Annotated in this window: 12 protein-coding genes; 9 read left to right on the top strand and 3 right to left on the bottom strand. The window is 58.4% G+C overall.

Annotated features, from left to right (window positions below; translation table 11 throughout):
* Positions 1-3: 3 nt before the first annotated feature.
* The gene (locus HMPREF6485_RS12165) at positions 4-1,290 is read right to left on the bottom strand and encodes a replication-associated recombination protein A (RefSeq protein ID WP_004346862.1); all 1,287 of its coding nucleotides are present in this window, start codon (positions 1,288-1,290) and stop codon (positions 4-6) included.
* A complete protein-coding gene (locus tag HMPREF6485_RS12160; protein ID WP_044126108.1) occupies positions 1,278-1,547 on the bottom strand; it encodes a hypothetical protein in 270 nt (89 codons plus the stop codon). The genes HMPREF6485_RS12165 and HMPREF6485_RS12160 overlap by 13 nt, the downstream gene beginning before the upstream one ends.
* 89 nt (positions 1,548-1,636) lie before the next feature.
* Here HMPREF6485_RS12160 and pflB point away from each other — a divergent pair, with 89 nt between their 5' ends.
* Together pflB and pflA are read left to right on the top strand one after the other, a co-directional pair.
* Entirely contained in the window at positions 1,637-3,883 is a 2,247-nt protein-coding gene (gene pflB / locus HMPREF6485_RS12155) for a formate C-acetyltransferase (RefSeq protein WP_004346861.1), read from the top strand.
* Positions 3,884-4,101: 218 nt separating this feature from the next.
* Positions 4,102-4,851: a pyruvate formate-lyase-activating protein gene (pflA, locus tag HMPREF6485_RS12150; protein ID WP_004346860.1), complete on the top strand. Its 750-nt coding sequence runs from the start codon at positions 4,102-4,104 to the stop codon at positions 4,849-4,851.
* 155 nt (positions 4,852-5,006) lie between these two features.
* Here the strand turns inward: pflA and HMPREF6485_RS12145 are convergent, their stop codons facing one another.
* Entirely contained in the window at positions 5,007-7,223 is a 2,217-nt protein-coding gene (locus HMPREF6485_RS12145) for a S9 family peptidase (protein ID WP_004346859.1), read from the bottom strand.
* Between the two features lie 894 nt (positions 7,224-8,117).
* On the opposite strand from HMPREF6485_RS12145, the gene HMPREF6485_RS12135 reads away from it, so the two are divergent.
* The 7 genes from HMPREF6485_RS12135 to HMPREF6485_RS12105 all read left to right on the top strand — a co-directional run bounded on the left by HMPREF6485_RS12135 (position 8,118) and on the right by HMPREF6485_RS12105 (position 18,235).
* Positions 8,118-9,350: an aldose epimerase family protein gene (locus tag HMPREF6485_RS12135; RefSeq protein ID WP_004346856.1), complete on the top strand. Its 1,233-nt coding sequence runs from the start codon at positions 8,118-8,120 to the stop codon at positions 9,348-9,350.
* Positions 9,351-9,629: 279 nt separating this feature from the next.
* The gene (locus HMPREF6485_RS12130; RefSeq protein ID WP_004346855.1) at positions 9,630-11,591 is read left to right on the top strand and encodes a sodium/sugar symporter; all 1,962 of its coding nucleotides are present in this window, start codon (positions 9,630-9,632) and stop codon (positions 11,589-11,591) included.
* 89 nt (positions 11,592-11,680) lie between these two features.
* Entirely contained in the window at positions 11,681-12,361 is a 681-nt protein-coding gene (locus HMPREF6485_RS12125) for an NUDIX hydrolase (protein WP_004346854.1), read from the top strand.
* Positions 12,362-12,389: 28 nt separating this feature from the next.
* Complete coding sequence (locus HMPREF6485_RS12120; protein WP_004343741.1) at positions 12,390-13,085, top strand: L-ribulose-5-phosphate 4-epimerase; 696 nt, start codon at positions 12,390-12,392, stop codon at positions 13,083-13,085.
* Between the two features lie 107 nt (positions 13,086-13,192).
* Positions 13,193-14,737 (top strand): L-arabinose isomerase, encoded by a 1,545-nt coding sequence (gene araA, locus HMPREF6485_RS12115; RefSeq protein ID WP_004346853.1) that lies wholly within the window; start codon positions 13,193-13,195, stop codon positions 14,735-14,737.
* Positions 14,738-14,933: 196 nt separating this feature from the next.
* Positions 14,934-16,526, top strand: coding sequence for a xylulokinase (locus tag HMPREF6485_RS12110; protein WP_004346851.1), 1,593 nt, complete (start codon positions 14,934-14,936; stop codon positions 16,524-16,526).
* A gap of 146 nt (positions 16,527-16,672) precedes the next feature.
* The gene (locus tag HMPREF6485_RS12105; RefSeq protein ID WP_004346850.1) at positions 16,673-18,235 is read left to right on the top strand and encodes an alpha-N-arabinofuranosidase; all 1,563 of its coding nucleotides are present in this window, start codon (positions 16,673-16,675) and stop codon (positions 18,233-18,235) included.
* Positions 18,236-18,308: the final 73 nt, after the last annotated feature.

Raw genomic sequence — 18,308 nt, 5'->3', positions numbered from 1 at the left:
AAGCTATTTTTGGTTTTTCTCTTCAAATCTATCGCCCCAGCAGGTCTTCATCCACTGATACTGCCGCTCCTCGGCAGGCGAATGCTGGACGTGCCACAGGCGGCGGTCTTTCACCTCGTCGGGCAGATACTGCTGCGGGGTGAAATGGCCCGGATAGTCGTGGGGATACTTGTAGCCGTCGTGATAGCCGAGGTCGGCCATGAGCTTGGTGGGCGCGTTGCGCAGATGGAGCGGCACGGGCAGGTTGCCCGTCTGCCTGACGAGGGCCAGTGCGGCGTCGATGCCCAGATAGGCCGAGTTGCTCTTGGGGCTCGTGGCCAGATAGACGGCGGCCTCGGCCAGCGGTATGCGGCCCTCGGGCCACCCTATCTTCGTCACCGTGTCGAAAGCCGCGTTGGCCAGCAGCAAAGCGTTGGGGTTGGCCAGTCCGATGTCTTCGGCCGCACTGATCACCAGCCGGCGGGCGATGAATTTCGGGTCTTCGCCCCCCTCTATCATGCGTGCCATCCAGTAGAGTGCCGCATCGGGGTCGCTGCCGCGTATGCTCTTGATGAAGGCCGAGATGATGTCGTAGTGCATCTCGCCGTCTTTGTCGTAGGCCAGCGGATTCTGCTGCAACCGTTCCTCCACCAAGCGGTCGGTGATTTCCACCGTGGGCGCGTCGCCGCAGGCCTCCACCACCAGCTCCAAGATGTTGAGCAACTTGCGCGCGTCGCCGCCACTGTAGCGCAGCAGCGCGTCGGTCTGGGTGAGACGGATGTCGCGCTTGCGTAGTTCGGTGTCCTCGGTCACGGCCCGGTGGAGCAACCGGAGCAGGTCTTCTTTCTCCAAGGGCTTGAGCACATAGAGCTGACAGCGCGAGAGCAGCGGGCGTATCACCTCGAAGGAGGGATTCTCGGTGGTGGCCCCGATGAGCGTCACCACGCCCTTCTCCACGGCCCCGAGCAGCGAGTCTTGCTGACTTTTGCTGAACCGGTGTATCTCGTCGATGAAAAGAATGGGCGACAGGGAGTCAAAAAAGCGGTTGCGGCCGGCCCGTTCGATGACCTCACGCACGTCTTTCACGCCGCTTGTCACGGCGCTGAGCGTGTAGAAAGGTGTCTTGAGGCGGTTGGCGATGATCTGCGCCAGCGTGGTCTTCCCCACTCCCGGCGGGCCCCAAAGGATGAAGGAGGAGATGCGCCCGCCCTCTATCATGCGGCGCAGCACGGCCCCGGGGCTCACGAGATGCTGCTGCCCCACGTAGTCGTCGAGTGTGCGGGGACGCATTCTTTCGGCTAATGGTTCCATTGGCTTATACCTGTTACTGATTCATCTTGCAAACTTACTGATTTTTTCGGAGTTAAAGGAGCTTTTTCGGGAGTTTTATCCATAATTCCGCCGACATATAATAATAGGTGGAAAAGAAGCGCGGCAGAATGGTTAAGGAAGTTAAACGAAAACTGAGGAAAAGTTAAAGGATTTGAACGGAATATCCCCTTTAATGAAGCCGTTTGCCAACTCCAGTTTGCAAAATACCCATAAATGATGAACCTTTTTATTTCCATATCATGAAAAAAAAGGTTAACTTTGCACTCGAATTACAAGATTCAGGATTTATACCCAGTATTATTCATCAATAACAAATAAAAAAATTATGAGAACAGAATGGCGAGGTTTCAAAGGAAACAAATGGTCTTCTGAAGTGGATCTGAGAGATTTCATTCAGAACAACTACACCGGCTATGAGGGCGACGAGTCCTTCCTGGCAGGGCCCACCAAAGCTACCGACACACTGTGGGGCCGACTCAAGGAGCTCCAGAAGGAGGAGCGTGCCAAGGGCGGTGTTCTTGATATGGAGACGGAGGTGGTCTCCGGACTGACGGTCTATGGCCCGGCCTACATCGGCGAGGGTACGAAGGAGTTGGAAAAGGTGGTCGGCCTGCAAACCGACAAGCCGCTCAAGCGCGCCTTCATGCCCTACGGAGGCATCAAGATGGCCGAGCAGGCTTGCACCACCTACGGCTATCAGCCTTCTGAAAAGATTCACGAGATATTCACCAAATATGCCAAGACACACAACGACGGGGTGTTCGACGCCTACACCACGGAGATGAAGCGTGTGCGTCACAACCACATCCTCACCGGACTGCCCGACACCTACGGCCGCGGCCGCATCGTGGGCGACTATCGCCGCGTGGCCCTATACGGTGTGGACTTCCTCATCGAGGAGAAAAAGAAAGACCTTGAAGGCATCGGCGACCAAGGGATGATCGACGAGGTGGTGCGCCTGCGCGAGGAGGTTGCGATGCAGATTCGCGCCCTCAACGGCCTGAAGGAGATGGCCGCCCTCTATGGCTACGACATTTCCCGCCCTGCCGCCAACGCCCGCGAGGCCGTGCAGTGGCTCTACTTCGGCTATCTGGGAGCGGTGAAGACGCAGAATGGTGCCGCCATGTCGGTGGGCCGCGTGTCCACATTCCTCGACATCTACATCGAGCGCGACTTCCGCGAGGGCACGCTCACCGAGGAGGAGGCGCAGGAACTCATCGACCATCTGGTGATGAAGTTCCGCATGGTGAAGTTTGCCCGCATCCCCTCCTACAACCAGCTCTTCTCCGGCGACCCCGTATGGGCCACGCTCGAGGTGGCAGGCATGGGCATGGACGGACGCTCGATGGTCACCAAAAACGACTTCCGCTTCCTCCACACGCTCATCAACATGGGCCCGTCGCCCGAGCCCAACCTCACCGTGCTCTACAGCAGCCGCCTGCCCAAGGCCTTCAAGCGTTATGCCGCGTGGATCTCGGTGAAGACAAGTTCCATCCAGTATGAGAACGACGACGTGATGCGCCCGGTGTGGGGAGACGACTACAGCATCTGCTGCTGCGTGTCGGCCACGCAGACAGGTAAGGAGATGCAGTTCTTCGGCGCCCGTGCCAACCTCGCCAAGTGTCTGCTCTACGCCATCAACGGCGGTGTGGATGCCAAGAGCCGCGAGCAGTGCGGACCGGCCCTGCGCCCCATCACGGGCGATGTGGTGGACTACGAGGAGTTCATGCCCCGCTTCATGGACATGATGGACTGGCTTGCCAGCATCTACGTGAAGACGCTCAACCTCATCCACTACATGCACGACAAATACTTCTACGAGGCTGCCGAGATGGCACTCATCGACACCGATGTGCGCCGCACGTTCGCTACGGGCATCGCAGGCTTCAGCCACGTGGTAGACTCCATCTGCGCCATCAAGTATGCCAAGGTCAACATCGTGCGCGACGAGACGGGCTTCCCCATTGATTTCAAGACCGAGGGCGATTTCCCCCGCTACGGCAACGACGACGAGCGGGCCGACGAGATAGCCGTGTGGTTGCTCAAGACATTCATGGGCATGATTCGCAAATACCACACCTACCGCCATTCGGAGCCCACGACGAGCATCCTCACCATCACTTCCAACGTGGTGTATGGCAAGTACACGGGTGCCATGCCCGACGGCCGCGCTGCCGGAACACCGCTTGCGCCGGGTGCCAACCCGTCGTATGGCGCCGAGAAGAACGGTCTCTTGGCTTCGCTCAACTCCGTGGCCAAACTGCCCTACGAGTATGCGCTCGACGGCATCTCCAACACGCAGACCATCAGTCCGGGTGCACTGGGCCACGATGACGAGGAACGCGCCAACACGCTCGTAGGTGTGATGGACGGCTACTTCGACCAAGGGGCACACCACCTCAACGTGAATGTCTTCGGCGTGGAGAAGCTCAAAGATGCCATGGAGCATCCCGAGAAAGAGGAATACCAGAACTTCACCATCCGTGTGAGCGGCTACGCCGTGAAATTTATCGACCTCACACGCGAGCAGCAGCTCGATGTGATTGCCCGACAGGCACACGGAAGGTTGTAAGAAAAGGAATAGGCTTAGGCAGCCGGAACGGTCTCACTCCCGACACAGCCTCACCCCCGGCCCCTCGCCAAGGGGAGAGGGCCGGGGGTGAGGCTTTTTCTTTTGCTACATAACATTATGGATGATAACATGGATAACAACAAGAACATACAAGATATCTTTCACCCACAAGGCACTTCACTCCCCTCTCCCCTCGGAGAGGGGCCGGGGGTGAGGCCGTGCCGGGGGTGGGGCTACCCCTTTTCGGCTTCATCCACAGCATCGAGACCTTCGGCTCGGTGGACGGCCCGGGCATCCGGTTTCTCATCTTTCTGCAAGGTTGCCCCATGCGCTGCCAGTTCTGCCACAACCCCGACTCGTGGCAGACGGGCGTGGGGGAAAAGATGACGGCCGACGAACTGCTCGACCGGGCCGAGCACTACCGCTCCTATTGGGGCCGGGAGGGCGGCATCACCGTGAGCGGCGGCGAAGCATTGATGCAGATAGACTTCCTCACGGAACTCTTCCGCAAGGCTCACGAGCGGGGCATCAACACGTGTCTTGACACCTCGGCGCAGCCTTTCACGCGGCAGGGGGCGTGGTTTGCCAAGTTTGAAGAGCTGATGAAGTACACCGACACTATCTTGCTCGACATCAAGCACATAGACGACGATGAGCACCGCAAGCTGACAAAGCACTCCAACCGCAACATTCTCGACTGCGCCCGCTACTTGAGCGACATTCACAAACCGGTGTGGATACGCCATGTGCTCATCCCCGGCATCACCGACCGCGACGACTATCTCGCCCGGCTGCGGACTTTCCTCAACACGCTGACCAATGTGGAGCGCGTGGATGTGCTGCCCTATCACACGTTGGGCACGTATAAATATGAGAAACTCGGGCTTGACTATCCGCTCAAAGGGGTGGAACCGCCCACACCGGAACGCATAGAAAACGCGAAAAGGAAGTTGGGAATTAGGAGTTAAAGGGAGTTAAGGAGTTAAAGGGAGTTAAGACAACGGCTTTATTGCTTGCACAAAGACCATATAGCTTTATAAGCGATGAGACTATTGTCTTAACTCCCTTTAACTCCTTAACTCCCTTTAACTCCTTACAAAAAAACTCCCAATAAAACTCCTAACTACTTTAATTCCCTCTCAAACCACTGCGAAATCTGGCGCAGCAGATGCGTGCGGGTGTTGCCGCCGCGGATGCCGTGGTTGCGGTTCACGTAGAAGTTTTCCTTAAAGTCTTTGTCTGCCTGCACCAACGCTTCGGAATATTCGAATGCGTTTTGAGGATGCACATTGTCGTCGGCCAGTCCGTGGCAGATGAGCAGCGAACCGTGCAGACGGTCGGCCCGCTCAATGGGATTGGTCTTGTAGCCCTCGGCATTTTCGCGGGGCGTGCGCATGTACCGCTCGGTGTAGATGGTGTCGTAGAACTTCCAGTTGGTGGGCGGCGCCACAGCCACACCGGCCTTGAACACCCCGCGGCCCTCGCTCATGCTCATGAGCGTGCAGAAACCGCCGAAACTCCAGCCCCAGATGCCGATATTGTCTTTGTCCACGTAGGGCAGCGTGCCGAGATAGAGGGCCGTCTCCACTTGGTCGCGGGCCTCCAGTTCGCCCAGTTTCAGATAAGTGACCTTCTCAAACTCCGCCCCGCGGCCACCCGTTCCGCGCCCGTCCACGCAAGCCACAATGAAGCCCTGCTGCGCCAGATAGTGGTCGAAGGCCCCACCCTGCCCCATGCTGCCGGTGCTCCAGGCGTTTATCACCTGTTGGCTGCCGGGGCCGGAATACTGGTAGAGAATCACGGGATAGCGGCGGGAGGGGTCGAAGTCGGTCGGCTTCACCATCCATCCGTCGAGCCGCACGCCCTCGGAGGTGACAAACGAGAAAGTCTCGCGGCGGCCGAAACCATAGTCGGCCAACCGGCCTGCCAACTTGTGGTTGTCTTCGAGCACGGCGAGCGTCTTGCCCCCATTCGTGCGCAAGGTGAATACATAGGGATGGTCATAGTCGCTCCACACGTTGACGAAATAGCGCAGGTCGGCCGAGAAGACAGCTGAGTTGTTGCCCTCGCGGTCGGTGAGCCGTTCGGTGCGTCCGTCGGCCCGGGTCACATACACCTGCCTGTCGTGGGCATTGAGCCGCGCAGCCTGATAGTAGACATCGCCCCGCCGCTCGTCGAAGCCGCAGACCGCCGTCACATCGTAGTCACCGCGCTCCACCTGCCGCAGCAGACGACCCTCCATGTCGTAGAGATAGAGGTGCATGTAACCGTCGCGGTCGCTGGGCACGAGGATGTGGCGGTCGAGCACGGTGATGCCCTCCATCGCCTCCTCCTTCACGTAGCGCGGCACACTCTCGCTGATGAGCAGCCGCGAGAGGCCCGTGACGGGGTCGGCGCGGTAGAGGCAGAGCGTATCCTGATGGCGGTTCATGGTGTAGACAATCATGGCGCGGCTGTCGGCTGTGGCCTTGATGCGGGGCATGTAGCCGTCGGCGGCCAACGGCACTTGCAGCCGGCGCACCTCACCACTCCCGAGGTCGCAGCTCCACGCGCTCACGACGGAGTTGTCATAGCCTGCCTTGGGATATTTGTAGGAGTATTCGCCGGGATAGTCGGCCAGTGCCTCACGCTCGGGACACTCGCCCTTGAAGAGTTGCAGGGCGTAGGTCTTCACCCGCGACTCGTCGTAGCGGAGCCAGCAGAGCCGCGTGCCGTCGGCATTGAAGGCAAAGGCGCGATTGAAGCCGAACTCCTCCTCGTTCACCCAGTCGGGTATGCCGTTGATGATTTCGTTAAACCGCCCGTCGGTCGTCACCTGCCGCTCGTGCCCGTCGGCCACCACAAAGAGGTTGTTGTCGCGCACGAAGGCTATCTTCCGCCCGTCTGGCGAGAAGGCCGGCACCTGCTGCGGCCCGCCCTCCGAGAGTTTCGAGAGCCGGCGGGTGGCGATGTCGTAGCGGTAGAATTCGGCCTTGTAGGAACGCCGGTACACGGCCTCGGTGCGGGTGCGGATGAGCAGTTGGCGGCCCTGCCGGTCCATCTCGTAGCCGTCAAACGCGTCGATATGTTCGCCCTCGGTGGCGGCCACGTCGAAGAGCACAGCCCGTTGCCGCCCCGTCTTGAACGAGCGGCTGACGATTTGCCGACCGTCGGCACTCACCTGCGCATAGAGATCGGTACCCGCAATGGGGTTGATGCCGGTGATGTAGGCAGGCGCGAGTTCGCCCGAGGTGATGGTCTGCAGGTCGAGGCGGCCTTGCTCCCGTGCGGCGGAAGTGCCGGCCAATAGGGTTGCACACATAAGGGTAAGAAACTTATTCTTCCATGAAAACTTGTCCATAGTTCGGTTTTGCTTTATTGCGCACAAAGTTACAAAGAATTTGCGGAACGGGGAGGAGAAAGCGGATTATTTCTCAAACGGCATTCGCGTAATCCGCACCATTCGCCGAAGAATATTTTTGTCGGCGAATGGTGCGGATGAAACGAATTGTTCCGCAAGCTGCATTCGCATAATTCGTATAATTCGCCGAAGAGTGTTTTTGCCGGCGGATGGTGCGGATGAAACGAATATCCCCGTCCCCCTCCCCTCGCAGGCCAGCAAGGGATTGCCGGAGGGTATAGTCATAAACTTATTTAGATTTCGAAAAAGCCTTACACGACTTTTCCCCACGACCATTTGTTCCACCAAATATAGTTGTCCCATTTGCCTCATCCGCCCCATCAAAATTCTCACTCGGCCCGACCGACCTTGCAAAACGGCCACACTTAGAAGCCCACTTGGGCCGGATGACAACGCCAAAGAGGCCCTTTCAGAAAGCCGTTGGGGCCGAACAGCAACCCATAACTGGTTGGAAAAGCCCCCTTTAGGGGGTTGGGGGTCTCTCAGGGAGGTTTTTTGGGGGGCTTGTTGGGGACTATTCAATAAAAAAAGGAAGCACTTCCGCACTCCCTTTCCTACGGCAAAGGTACAACAAAAAAAGGCGAAATGCAAATCGGAACAGAAAATATCGGACAATCACCGGGCGACAGACAGCCATCGCCCTCCCACCCTCTCCGAAGTCCGGGAAGCGGCGCGGCGCAGCCACCCCTGCCGCGCGACGAAGACAGAGGGACTATTAAAAAGTGTTATATTTACACCGTTGCGCGAAAAAACCGATGCCAAAGAGATACAACTTTAGGGGAAAAGTTGTAAATTTACACCCAAAATAACTAATAACCTACAAAACCTCGACAAATGAGACAAATCAACCATCTGATTCTTGGAGCCGCAACGGCCACCATGATGCTCACGGCCTGCGGAGCGGGCGGAGAGACACAGCTCACGGTTTCCGGGCTCAATCCGGCAGCCTTCGATTCGACCATCGACGGCAAGAAGACCGAACTCGTGACACTGCACAACAACAACGGCATGGAAGTGTGCCTCACCAACTATGGCGGCCGGGTGGTGTCTATCACCGTGCCCGACAAGGACGGCAAGCCCACCGACGTGGTGCTGGGCTACGACAACATCGCGCAGTATGCCGACACGCTCAACTCGCCGTCTGACTACGGTTCGACCGTGGGCCGCTACGCCAACCGCATCAAGGGGGCACGGCTCACCGCCGGCGGCAAACAGTACACCCTGCGCGACAACGACAACGGCAACTGTCTGCACGGGGGCGGCAACACGGGCTGGATCAACAAGATATACGACATCGAGAGCCGCACCGACTCGAGCGTGGTGTTCACGCTCACCTCGCCCGACGGCGACAACGGTTTCCCCGGCACGGTGAAGGCCAAGGCCACCTACACCGTGAAAAGCGACAACACGCTCGACATCGCCTTTGAGGCCACGACCGACAAGGAGACCGTGGTCAACATGACCAACCACTCCTATTTCAACTTGAGCGGCGACCCGTCGAAGGATGCCTTCGACGAGGTGATGTACATCAATGCCGACAGCTTCACACCGAGCGACAAACTCTATATCCCCACGGGCGAAATCAAGAGCGTGGAGGGCACGCCTATGGACTTCCGCAAGGCCAAGGCCATCGGCGAGGCCTGCGACACGACATTCGAACAAATCAAGAATGCCACGGGCTACGACCACAACTGGTGCCTGAACACCTTCAAGGACGGCAAGGGCAACATGGCCGAAGTGGCCGCCAGCCTCTACTCGCCCAAGACGGGCATCCTGCTCGAAGTGTTCACCGACGAACCGGGCCTGCAGGTCTACACGGGCAACTTCCAGGGCACGGGCATCCCGGGCAAGCACGGGGTGAAATATCCCAAGCACGTGAGCGTGTGCTTCGAAAGCCAGAAATATCCCGACTCGCCCACCAAGACGGTGGCCAAGACCAAGGGGTGGGAGGTCTCCAACCCCTATCTGAAACCGGGAGAGACGTATGTCTCGCACTTGGCATATAGGTTTAGCCTCCCCCGGCCCCTCCAAAGGAGGGGAGTGCCTGGCGGGACACAGGCTGAATGAGTGTTATCCTTGAAACAGGAGTGCTTTAACAAATGTTTTAACGAGTGCTTTAACAAATGTTCTAACAAATGTTTTAACGATTGCTCTAACAAATGTTCTAACAAATGTTTTAACGAGTGCTTTAACAAATAACAGAAATATCAATTAACCAATAAACCAACAGCCTCTCCCCCAAACGGGTTTCCACCAGTGGACTAAAACATCACCCCATATCCACCCGTGTCCCGCGAGGCACTCCCCTCCTTCGGAGGGGCCGGGGGAGGCTCTCACTCACCAACAATGAACAACATTTCACAAGCCTTGGCCACATCGGGCTTCAAGACCATCGACTTTCTGATTCTCATCGTCTACCTTATATTATTGGTAGGACTGGGACTGTTTCTGAGCCGCAACAAAGGCGGCAAGGAAAAAACCGCCAACGACTACTTCCTCGCCGGCAACACCCTCACATGGTGGGCCGTGGGCGCCTCGCTCATCGCCGCCAACATCTCCGCCGAACAGTTTATCGGCATGTCGGGCACGGGCTTCCGCGACGGCATCGCCATCGCAGCCTACGAGGTGATGGCCGCCATCACGCTCGTGGTCATCGGCAAGTTCCTGCTGCCCGTGATGCTCGACCGCAAGATATTCACCATCCCCCAGTTCCTCCGCGAACGCTACAACGACGGTGTGGGACTGGCCTTCTCCATCCTCTGGCTCTTCCTCTACGTGTTCGTCAACCTCACCTCCGTGGCCTGGCTCGGCGCACTTGCCATTGAGCAGATACTCGGTCTGCAGGGCATGGCCGTGAGCATCTTCGGCATCGAGGTGTCCATGCGGATGCTCATCATCTTCGGACTCTTCCTCGTGGCCGGCATCTACTCCATCTACGGTGGTCTGGCCTCGGTGGCATGGACCGATGTGATGCAGGTGACATTCCTCGTGGGCGGCGGTCTGGTCACCGCCTATGTGGCCCTCAGCGAGATGGCCGGCGTGTTCGGCACCGACACACTCGGCGCACTGGGCAAAGTGTTTCACGACCTCACCACGGGTGCCCACGCGCAAGACGTACACTTCCATCTCGTGATACAGCAAAGCCACAATGCCGATGCCTTCGCCAACGTGCCCGGCATCGCCGCCGTGGTGGGCGGCGTGTGGCTCACCAACCTCGGCTACTGGGGCTTCAACCAGTATATCATCCAGAAAGGACTGGCCGCCAAGAACATCGACGAGGCCAAGAAAGGACTCGTCTTTGCCGGCTTCCTGAAGATTCTCATTCCGTTTATCGTGGTGCTGCCCGGTATCTGCGCCTACTACATCATGCAGAATCCCGACGCCTTCGCCGGCATGAACCTGCAAGGCAAAATCAACGTGGCCGACGACGCCTATCCCTGGCTCATCCGCAACTTCACCCCCACGGGTATCAAGGGTCTGAGCTTCGCCGCCCTCACGGCAGCCATCATCTCGTCGCTGGCCTCGATGTTCAACTCCACCTCCACGCTCTTCACGATGGACATCTACAAGAAATACATCAACCGCAATGCCGGCGACAAGCAGCTCGTGGGCGTGGGCCGGTTGGTGGCCGTGGCCGCCCTCGTCATCGCTCTGGTGGCCGTGAAACCCCTGCTCGGCGGTCTCGATCAGGCCTTCCAGTACATTCAGGAGTATTCCGGCTTCATCTATCCGGGCATCATCGTTGTGTTCGGTCTCGGCCTGCTGTGGAAGCGGGCTTCCTCGCTGGCTGCCGTGTGGACGGCCATCCTCACCATCCCGATGGGCGTGCTCTTCAAGGTGACGCTCGGCGACGTGGCCTTCCAGTTCCGCGCCGGCTACATCTTCATCATCCTCTTCACGTTCTTCGTGATTGTATCCTACTTCGACAAGAAGACCGTGGGCTGCGAGCAACCCTCCGAGAGCGACCGCAAGGCCATGCTCCTGTGGTCGAAGATACTCGGCGGTGCAGGCGTGCTGATGATTGTGGCGGCTGCCATCGTCACCACGCTCGGGGCCATGAATCCCGGTGCCGACCCCGACAGCAACCTCATCGCCTATCTCAACGACATCGGCTTCCAGGCCTTCTTCTTCTTCGGCGTGCTCGTGGGGTCGTCGGCCGTGTGGCTTTACAGCAACTCCATGGACAAGGTGCGCGACGAGAAGGCACTGCCCATCAACCTCGGCCTCTTTGCCACCACGCGCAGCTACACCTACGGCACCATCGGCATCGCCGTGATCACGCTGCTGCTCTACGTTATCCTCTGGTAAGCGTGCGGTGAAGCGGACTGCGGGTCACAAGTCCCCTGCCCGCTTCACCGGCACACCAATATCAACGAAACAAAAAACAACCAATACTCATGACAGGATTTTATGGCGAACACTCCAAGGTCTTCGTCTCCGTGGACTGCCTCATCTTCGGATTTGAGGAAAACAAACTGAGAATACTCATCGGCAAGCGGCAGATGGATCCCGGACGCGGCGAATGGTCGCTCTACGGCGGATTCGTGGGGGCCGAGGAGAGTCTGGAAGATGCCGCCAACCGGGTGATCTACGAACTCACGGGCATGCGCAACCTCTATATCCGGCAGGTGGGGGCCTTCGGTGCCATCGACCGCGACCCGGGAGAGCGCGTCATCTCCGTGGCCTACTGCACGCTCATCAACGTGAAAGACTACGACGACAGTCTGCGCGAGCAGTATGGGCTGCAATGGGTCAACCTCGACGAACTGCCCACGCTCTACTCCGACCACAACATCATGGTGCGCAACGCGCTCGCACAGATACGCCGGCGCATCAACACCGAGCCGCTGGGCTTCCGGCTGCTGCCAAGCCTCTTCACGCTCACACAGCTGCAACACGTCTACGAGGCCGTGCAGGGCAGCCCCATCGACAAGCGCAACTTCCGCAAGCGCATCAAAGACATCGACTTCATCGAGAAGACGGAACTCATCGACAAGGTGACATCCAAACGGGGAGCCGCCCTCTACCGCTTCAACAAGCGCATCTACGAGGACGACCCCACCTTCAACCTGAAGTGACAACAAGCAACCCATAACTCAAAAAAGCATGTTAGAAGAACTGAAACAAAAGGTGTTCAAGGCCAATCTCGACCTTGTGAAACACCATCTCGTCATATTCACATGGGGCAATGTCTCGGGCATCGACCGCGAGAAGGGCCTCGTCGTCATCAAACCGTCGGGTGTGAGCTACGACAACATGAAGGCCGACGACATGGTGGTGGTCGACCTGCACACCGGCAAGGTGGTGGAGGGCGACCTCAAACCCTCGTCCGACACGCCCACCCACTTGGTGCTCTACCGTGAGTTTCCCGAGATAGGCGGCGTGGTACACACCCACTCCACCTACGCCACGGCGTGGGCGCAGGCCGGTCTCGACATTCCCAACATCGGCACCACTCATGCCGACTATTTCCATGACGCCATCCCCTGCACCGACGACATGACAGCCGGCCAGATGGCCGAATACGAGCACAACACGGGCGTGGTGATTGTCGACCGCTTCAAGCGCGACAACATCAACTACGTGCATACGCCGGCTGTGCTCGTCAAGAACCACGGGCCATTCACTTGGGGCAAGGACGCCGACGAGGCCGTTTATCATGCCGTGGTGGCGGAGCAGGTAGCCAAGATGGCCCACATCTCGCTGGCCGTGAATCCGCAGACAACGATGAACCCGCTGCTCGTGGAGAAACACTTCAGCCGCAAGCACGGGCCCAACGCCTATTACGGACAGAAGAAGTAAACAAACAATCAACAAATAACTATTCCCCCACCCGGCCGGGACCTGTAAGGCCCTTGTTTCTCCTGCCAAGGAGAAGGCCGGCGAGGGGTTCCTAAATTCAAACGATTATGGTTAAAGCATTTGAGAATTTCGAAGTATGGTTTGTCACCGGCGCACAGCTTCTCTACGGGGGCGACGCCGTGGTACAGGTAGACGGTCACTCCAAGGAAATGGTGGAGGGACTGAACAACTCCGGCCGCCTGCCCGTGAAGGTGGTGTATAAAGGTACGGCCAACAGTTCGGCCGAAGTGGCCGATGTGATGGCCCGGGCCAACAACGACAAGAAGTGCATCGGCGTGATCACATGGATGCACACGTTCTCTCCCGCCAAGATGTGGATTCACGGATTGCAGATGCTCCGCAAACCGCTGCTCCACCTCCACACCCAATATAACCGGCAGATACCTTACGAGTCCATCGACATGGACTTCATGAACCTCAACCAGAGTGCCCACGGCGACCGCGAGTTTGCCCACATCCTCACCCGTCTGCGCAAGCCCCGCAAGACCGTCATCGGCTACTGGAAAGACGAGAAGACACAAGAGCGCATCGCCGTGTGGGAGCGGGTGTGCGCCGGCTGGGCCGACTCGCAGGACATGCTCATCCTCCGCTTCGGCGACCAGATGAACAACGTGGCCGTGACCGACGGCGACAAAGTGGCTGCCGAGCAGGTGTTGGGCTACCATGTAGACTACATGCCGTTCTCGGAAGTGATGACCTTCTTCAACGAAGTGAAAGATGCCGACGTTACGGCACTCGTGAAAGACGTTTACTTCAAGGAATATCAGGTGGCCGAAGACATCAAGGATGAAAACTCTGAGGCCTACCGGAAGGTGTGGAATGCCGCCAAGGCCGAACTCACCCTGCGTGCCGTGATGGCTGCCAAGGGGGCCAAGGGCTTCACCACCAACTTCGACGACTTGGGCGATGTGAACGTAGAAGAGACCGGCAAGGGCTTCGACCAGATTCCGGGACTGGCCTCCCAGCGCATGATGAGCGACGGATTCGGCTTCGGTGCCGAGGGCGACTGGAAGAGTGCCGCGCTCTATCGCACTGTCTGGTTTATGAGCCAAGGCCTCGACGGCGGCACTTCGTTCCTCGAAGACTACACGCTCAATTTCGACGGCGACAACACTTCCATCCTCGAATCGCACATGCTCGAAATCAATCCCGACATCGCGGAGGAGAAGCCCCGGTTGGAGGTACACTTCCTCGGCATCGGTGTGCGCAAGACACCGACGGCCCGTCTCGTGTTCACCGCCAAGCAGGGACACGGCACCACGGCCACCATCGTGGACATGGGCAACCGCTTCCGCCTCATCGCCAACGATGTGAACCTCATCAAGAGCAAGCCGCTGCCCAAGCTGCCCGTCGCTTCCGCGCTCTGGATTCCCGAACCCACCTTCGAAGTGGGCGTGGGCTGCTGGCTCAATGCCGGCGGCACGCACCACAGCTGCTTCAGCTTCGGACTCACCGACGAATACTGGCGCGACTATGCCGAGATTGCCGACATCGAGTGCTGCATCATCAACAAGGACACCGACATCGAGCACTTCCGTCAGGATCTGCGCGTGAACGAGGTGTACTACATGCTCAACAAGGCCCTCCGATAAGGAGGGCAGACGAGCGGACGGACAAACAAGCAGGCAAGTTGGCGGCCCTATTATATAAAAGGTGGGCAGTTTGCCGATTCGGAATCGGCGCGTCAACTGCACACAACTCGTCTACTTGTCAACTCGTTTACTCGTCCACTCGCCTACTTGTCAACTCGTTTACTCGTCTACTCGCAAACTCGTAAACTCAAACAACATGGAAGCAAAATCAACCATCGAAGCCGGCAAAGCCGTTCTGGGCATTGAGTTCGGCTCCACCCGCATCAAAGCCGTCCTCATCGACGGGGAAAACAAGCCGATAGCCCAAGGCAGCCACGAATGGGAAAACCAGCTCGTGGACGGACTGTGGACTTACAGCATCGATGCCATCTGGGCCGGACTGCAAGATTGCTACACCAATCTGCGCGCGGATGTCAAGCGGCAGTATGGCACGGAGATACGGTCGCTGGCCGCCATCGGCATCAGCGCCATGATGCACGGCTACATGCCTTTCGGCGCCGACGACAAGATACAGGTGCCTTTCCGCACGTGGCGCAACACCAACACCGCACAGGCTGCGGCCGAACTATCGGAGCTCTTCGCGTTCAACATCCCCTTGCGCTGGAGCATCTCGCATCTCTATCAGGCCATCCTCAACGGCGAGGAGCACGTGAAAGACATCAAGTTTCTCACCACACTGGCCGGCTATATCCACTGGCAGCTCACGGGCGAGAAGGTGCTGGGCATCGGCGACGCCTCGGGTATGCTCCCCATTGACCCCGACACGAAAAACTATGACGCCCGCATGGTGGAGCAGTTCGACCGCCTCGTGGCCCCCAAAGGCTTCGGCTGGCGGCTCTCCGACCTTCTGCCCCGGGTGCTCCCGGCAGGCGAAAGTGCCGGGCGGCTTACTCCCGAGGGTGCCAAACTCCTCGACCCCTCCGGCCATCTGGAGCCCGGCACACCGCTCTGTCCCCCCGAAGGCGATGCCGGAACGGGCATGACCGCCACCAACTCGGTGAAGCAGCGCACGGGCAACGTGTCGGCCGGAACTTCCTCATTCTCAATGCTCGTGCTCGAGAAGAATCTCTCGAAGCCCTACGAGGTGATAGACATGGTGACCACGCCCGACGGCAGTCCTGTGGCTATGGTGCATTGCAACAACTGCACCTCCGACCTCAACGCATGGGTCAACCTCTTCAAGGAGTATCAGCAGCTGCTGGGCGTGCCCGTCGACATGAACGAGGTGTTCGGCAAACTCTACAACCATGCGCTCACGGGCGATGCCGACTGCGGCGGACTCGTGGCCTACAACTATTTCTCGGGCGAACCCGTGACAGGCTTGGCCGAGGGCCGGCCGCTCTTTGTGCGCTCGGCGGGCGACAAGTTCAGCCTCGCCAACTTCATGCGCGCCCATCTGCATGCCGCCGTCGGTGTGCTCAAGATAGGCAATGACATCCTGTTCAAGGAAGAGAAGGTGGCCGTCGACCGCATCACCGGCCACGGCGGACTGTTCAAGACCCCCGGCGTGGGACAGCGCATCCTGGCCGCCGCGCTCAACTCTCCCATCTCTGTGATGGAGACAGCGGGCGAAGGCGGAGCGTGGGGAATAGCCCTGCTTGCCTCTTTCCTCGTGAACAACGAGGCCCACCTGTCGCTCCCCGACTTCCTCGACAGCCGGGTGTTTGCCGGCAACAAGGGCACGGAAGTGGCTCCCACGCCCGAAGACGTGGCAGGCTTCAACGCCTACATCGAAAACTACAAGGCGGGCCTCGGGATAGAACAGGCCGCCGTGAAGTGGAAGAAATGACCCGCAGCGAGATGCAGGGAGTGGTAGGACAGTCCGCTACGGCCATGTCTTTCCACTCCTTGCACGCTCCGCTCCCCCTCCTCCGTCCGCCTCTCGGGCGCATGGAGACACCGAACCAAACAATCACTCAATAATTCAACAAAATCATGAAACGACTTATTACCACCACGCTCCTTTCTGCAGCGTTCGCCCTCGGCGTGAATGCCCAAGACGCAACAGCCACCATCCATGCCGACAAGGGCACTCAAAAAATCAACAAGGAAATCTACGGACAGTTTGCCGAACACCTCGGAACCTGCATCTACGGCGGTCTGTGGGTGGGCGAAAACTCCCCCATCCCCAACACCAAGGGTTATCGCAACGATGTGTTTCAGGCCTTGAAAGACCTCCACGTGCCCGTGCTGCGCTGGCCGGGCGGCTGCTTTGCCGACGACTATCACTGGATGGACGGCATCGGTCCGCGTGACAAGCGACCTTCCCTGCGCAACAACAACTGGGGAGGCACCATCGAAGACAACTCCTTCGGTACGCACGAGTTCCTCAACCTCTGCGAGATGTTGGGCTGCGAACCCTACATCAGCGGCAATGTGGGCTCCGGCACGGTGAAGGAAATGGCCCAATGGGTGGAATACATGACCAGCGACGGCGACACACCGATGGCCAAACTGCGCCGCCAGAACGGGCGCGAGAAGGCATGGAAAGTGAAATACTTCGGCATCGGCAACGAGGCGTGGGGCTGCGGAGGCAACATGCGCCCGGAATATTACAGCGACCTCTTCCGCCAATACAACACCTATCTGCGCAACTACGACGACAAAAACCGCCTCTTCCGCATCGCCAGCGGGGCCAATGCCGGCGACACCAACTGGACGAAGGTGCTCATGGAGCGCATCGGCGACCGGATGCAGGGCGTGTCTCTACACTACTATGCCGTGCGCGACTGGCGCAAACACGGGTCTGCCACCCGCTTCACCGACGGCGAATACTACAACACACTTTTCACCAGCCTCAAGATGGACGAACTGGTGAAAGACCACATCACCGTGATGGACAAGGCCGACCCCAAGAACCACGTGGCCCTCATGGTGGACGAATGGGGCACTTGGTGGGACGAGGAACCGGGCACCATACGCGGACACCTCTACCAGCAAAACTGTATGCGCGACGCGATGGTGGCCGCCCTCACGCTCAACATCTTCCATAAGTACACCGAACGGGTGAAGATGGCCAACATCGCACAGGTGGTGAATGTACTCCAGTCGATGATTCTCACCGACACCAAGGGCACGGGACACATGGTGCTCACACCGACCTACCATGTGTTTAAGATGTATCGCGACTTCCAAGAAGCCACCTATCTGCCCGTCGACCTCCAGACGGCTGTCTATCCGCACGCCGACGGACAGGAGAACATTCCCGAGGTGAGCATTTCCGCAGCCCGCAAAGCCGACGGCTCCATCGTGGTGGCACTGGCCAACGTGATGCTCGACAAGGCCCGCGAGGTGAAGGTGAGTCTCGACGGCATGGGCGCAAAAGCCGTGAAGACAGCCACGGGCAGCATCCTCACGTCGAAGAAAATCAACGACTACAACGACTTTGAGCACCCCGATGTGGTGAAACCGCAGGCTTTCAACGACGCCAAGGTGAAGAAAAACACCCTTACGGTAAAAATTCCTGCCAAATCAATCGTCGTTTTAAATTTAAAATAGTATATTTGCAACACGTGATGTCCGCTGCCTGCCCGCCAAAAGGACAGGCTGCGGATTGTCAATAGGTAGAGGG

Origin of the sequence: Segatella buccae ATCC 33574 (assembly GCF_000184945.1) — a bacterium.
GTDB lineage: Bacteria > Bacteroidota > Bacteroidia > Bacteroidales > Bacteroidaceae > Prevotella > Prevotella buccae.
The sequence above is the reverse complement of the archived record's forward strand: the minus strand, read 5'-3'. Positions and strand labels throughout refer to the sequence as shown.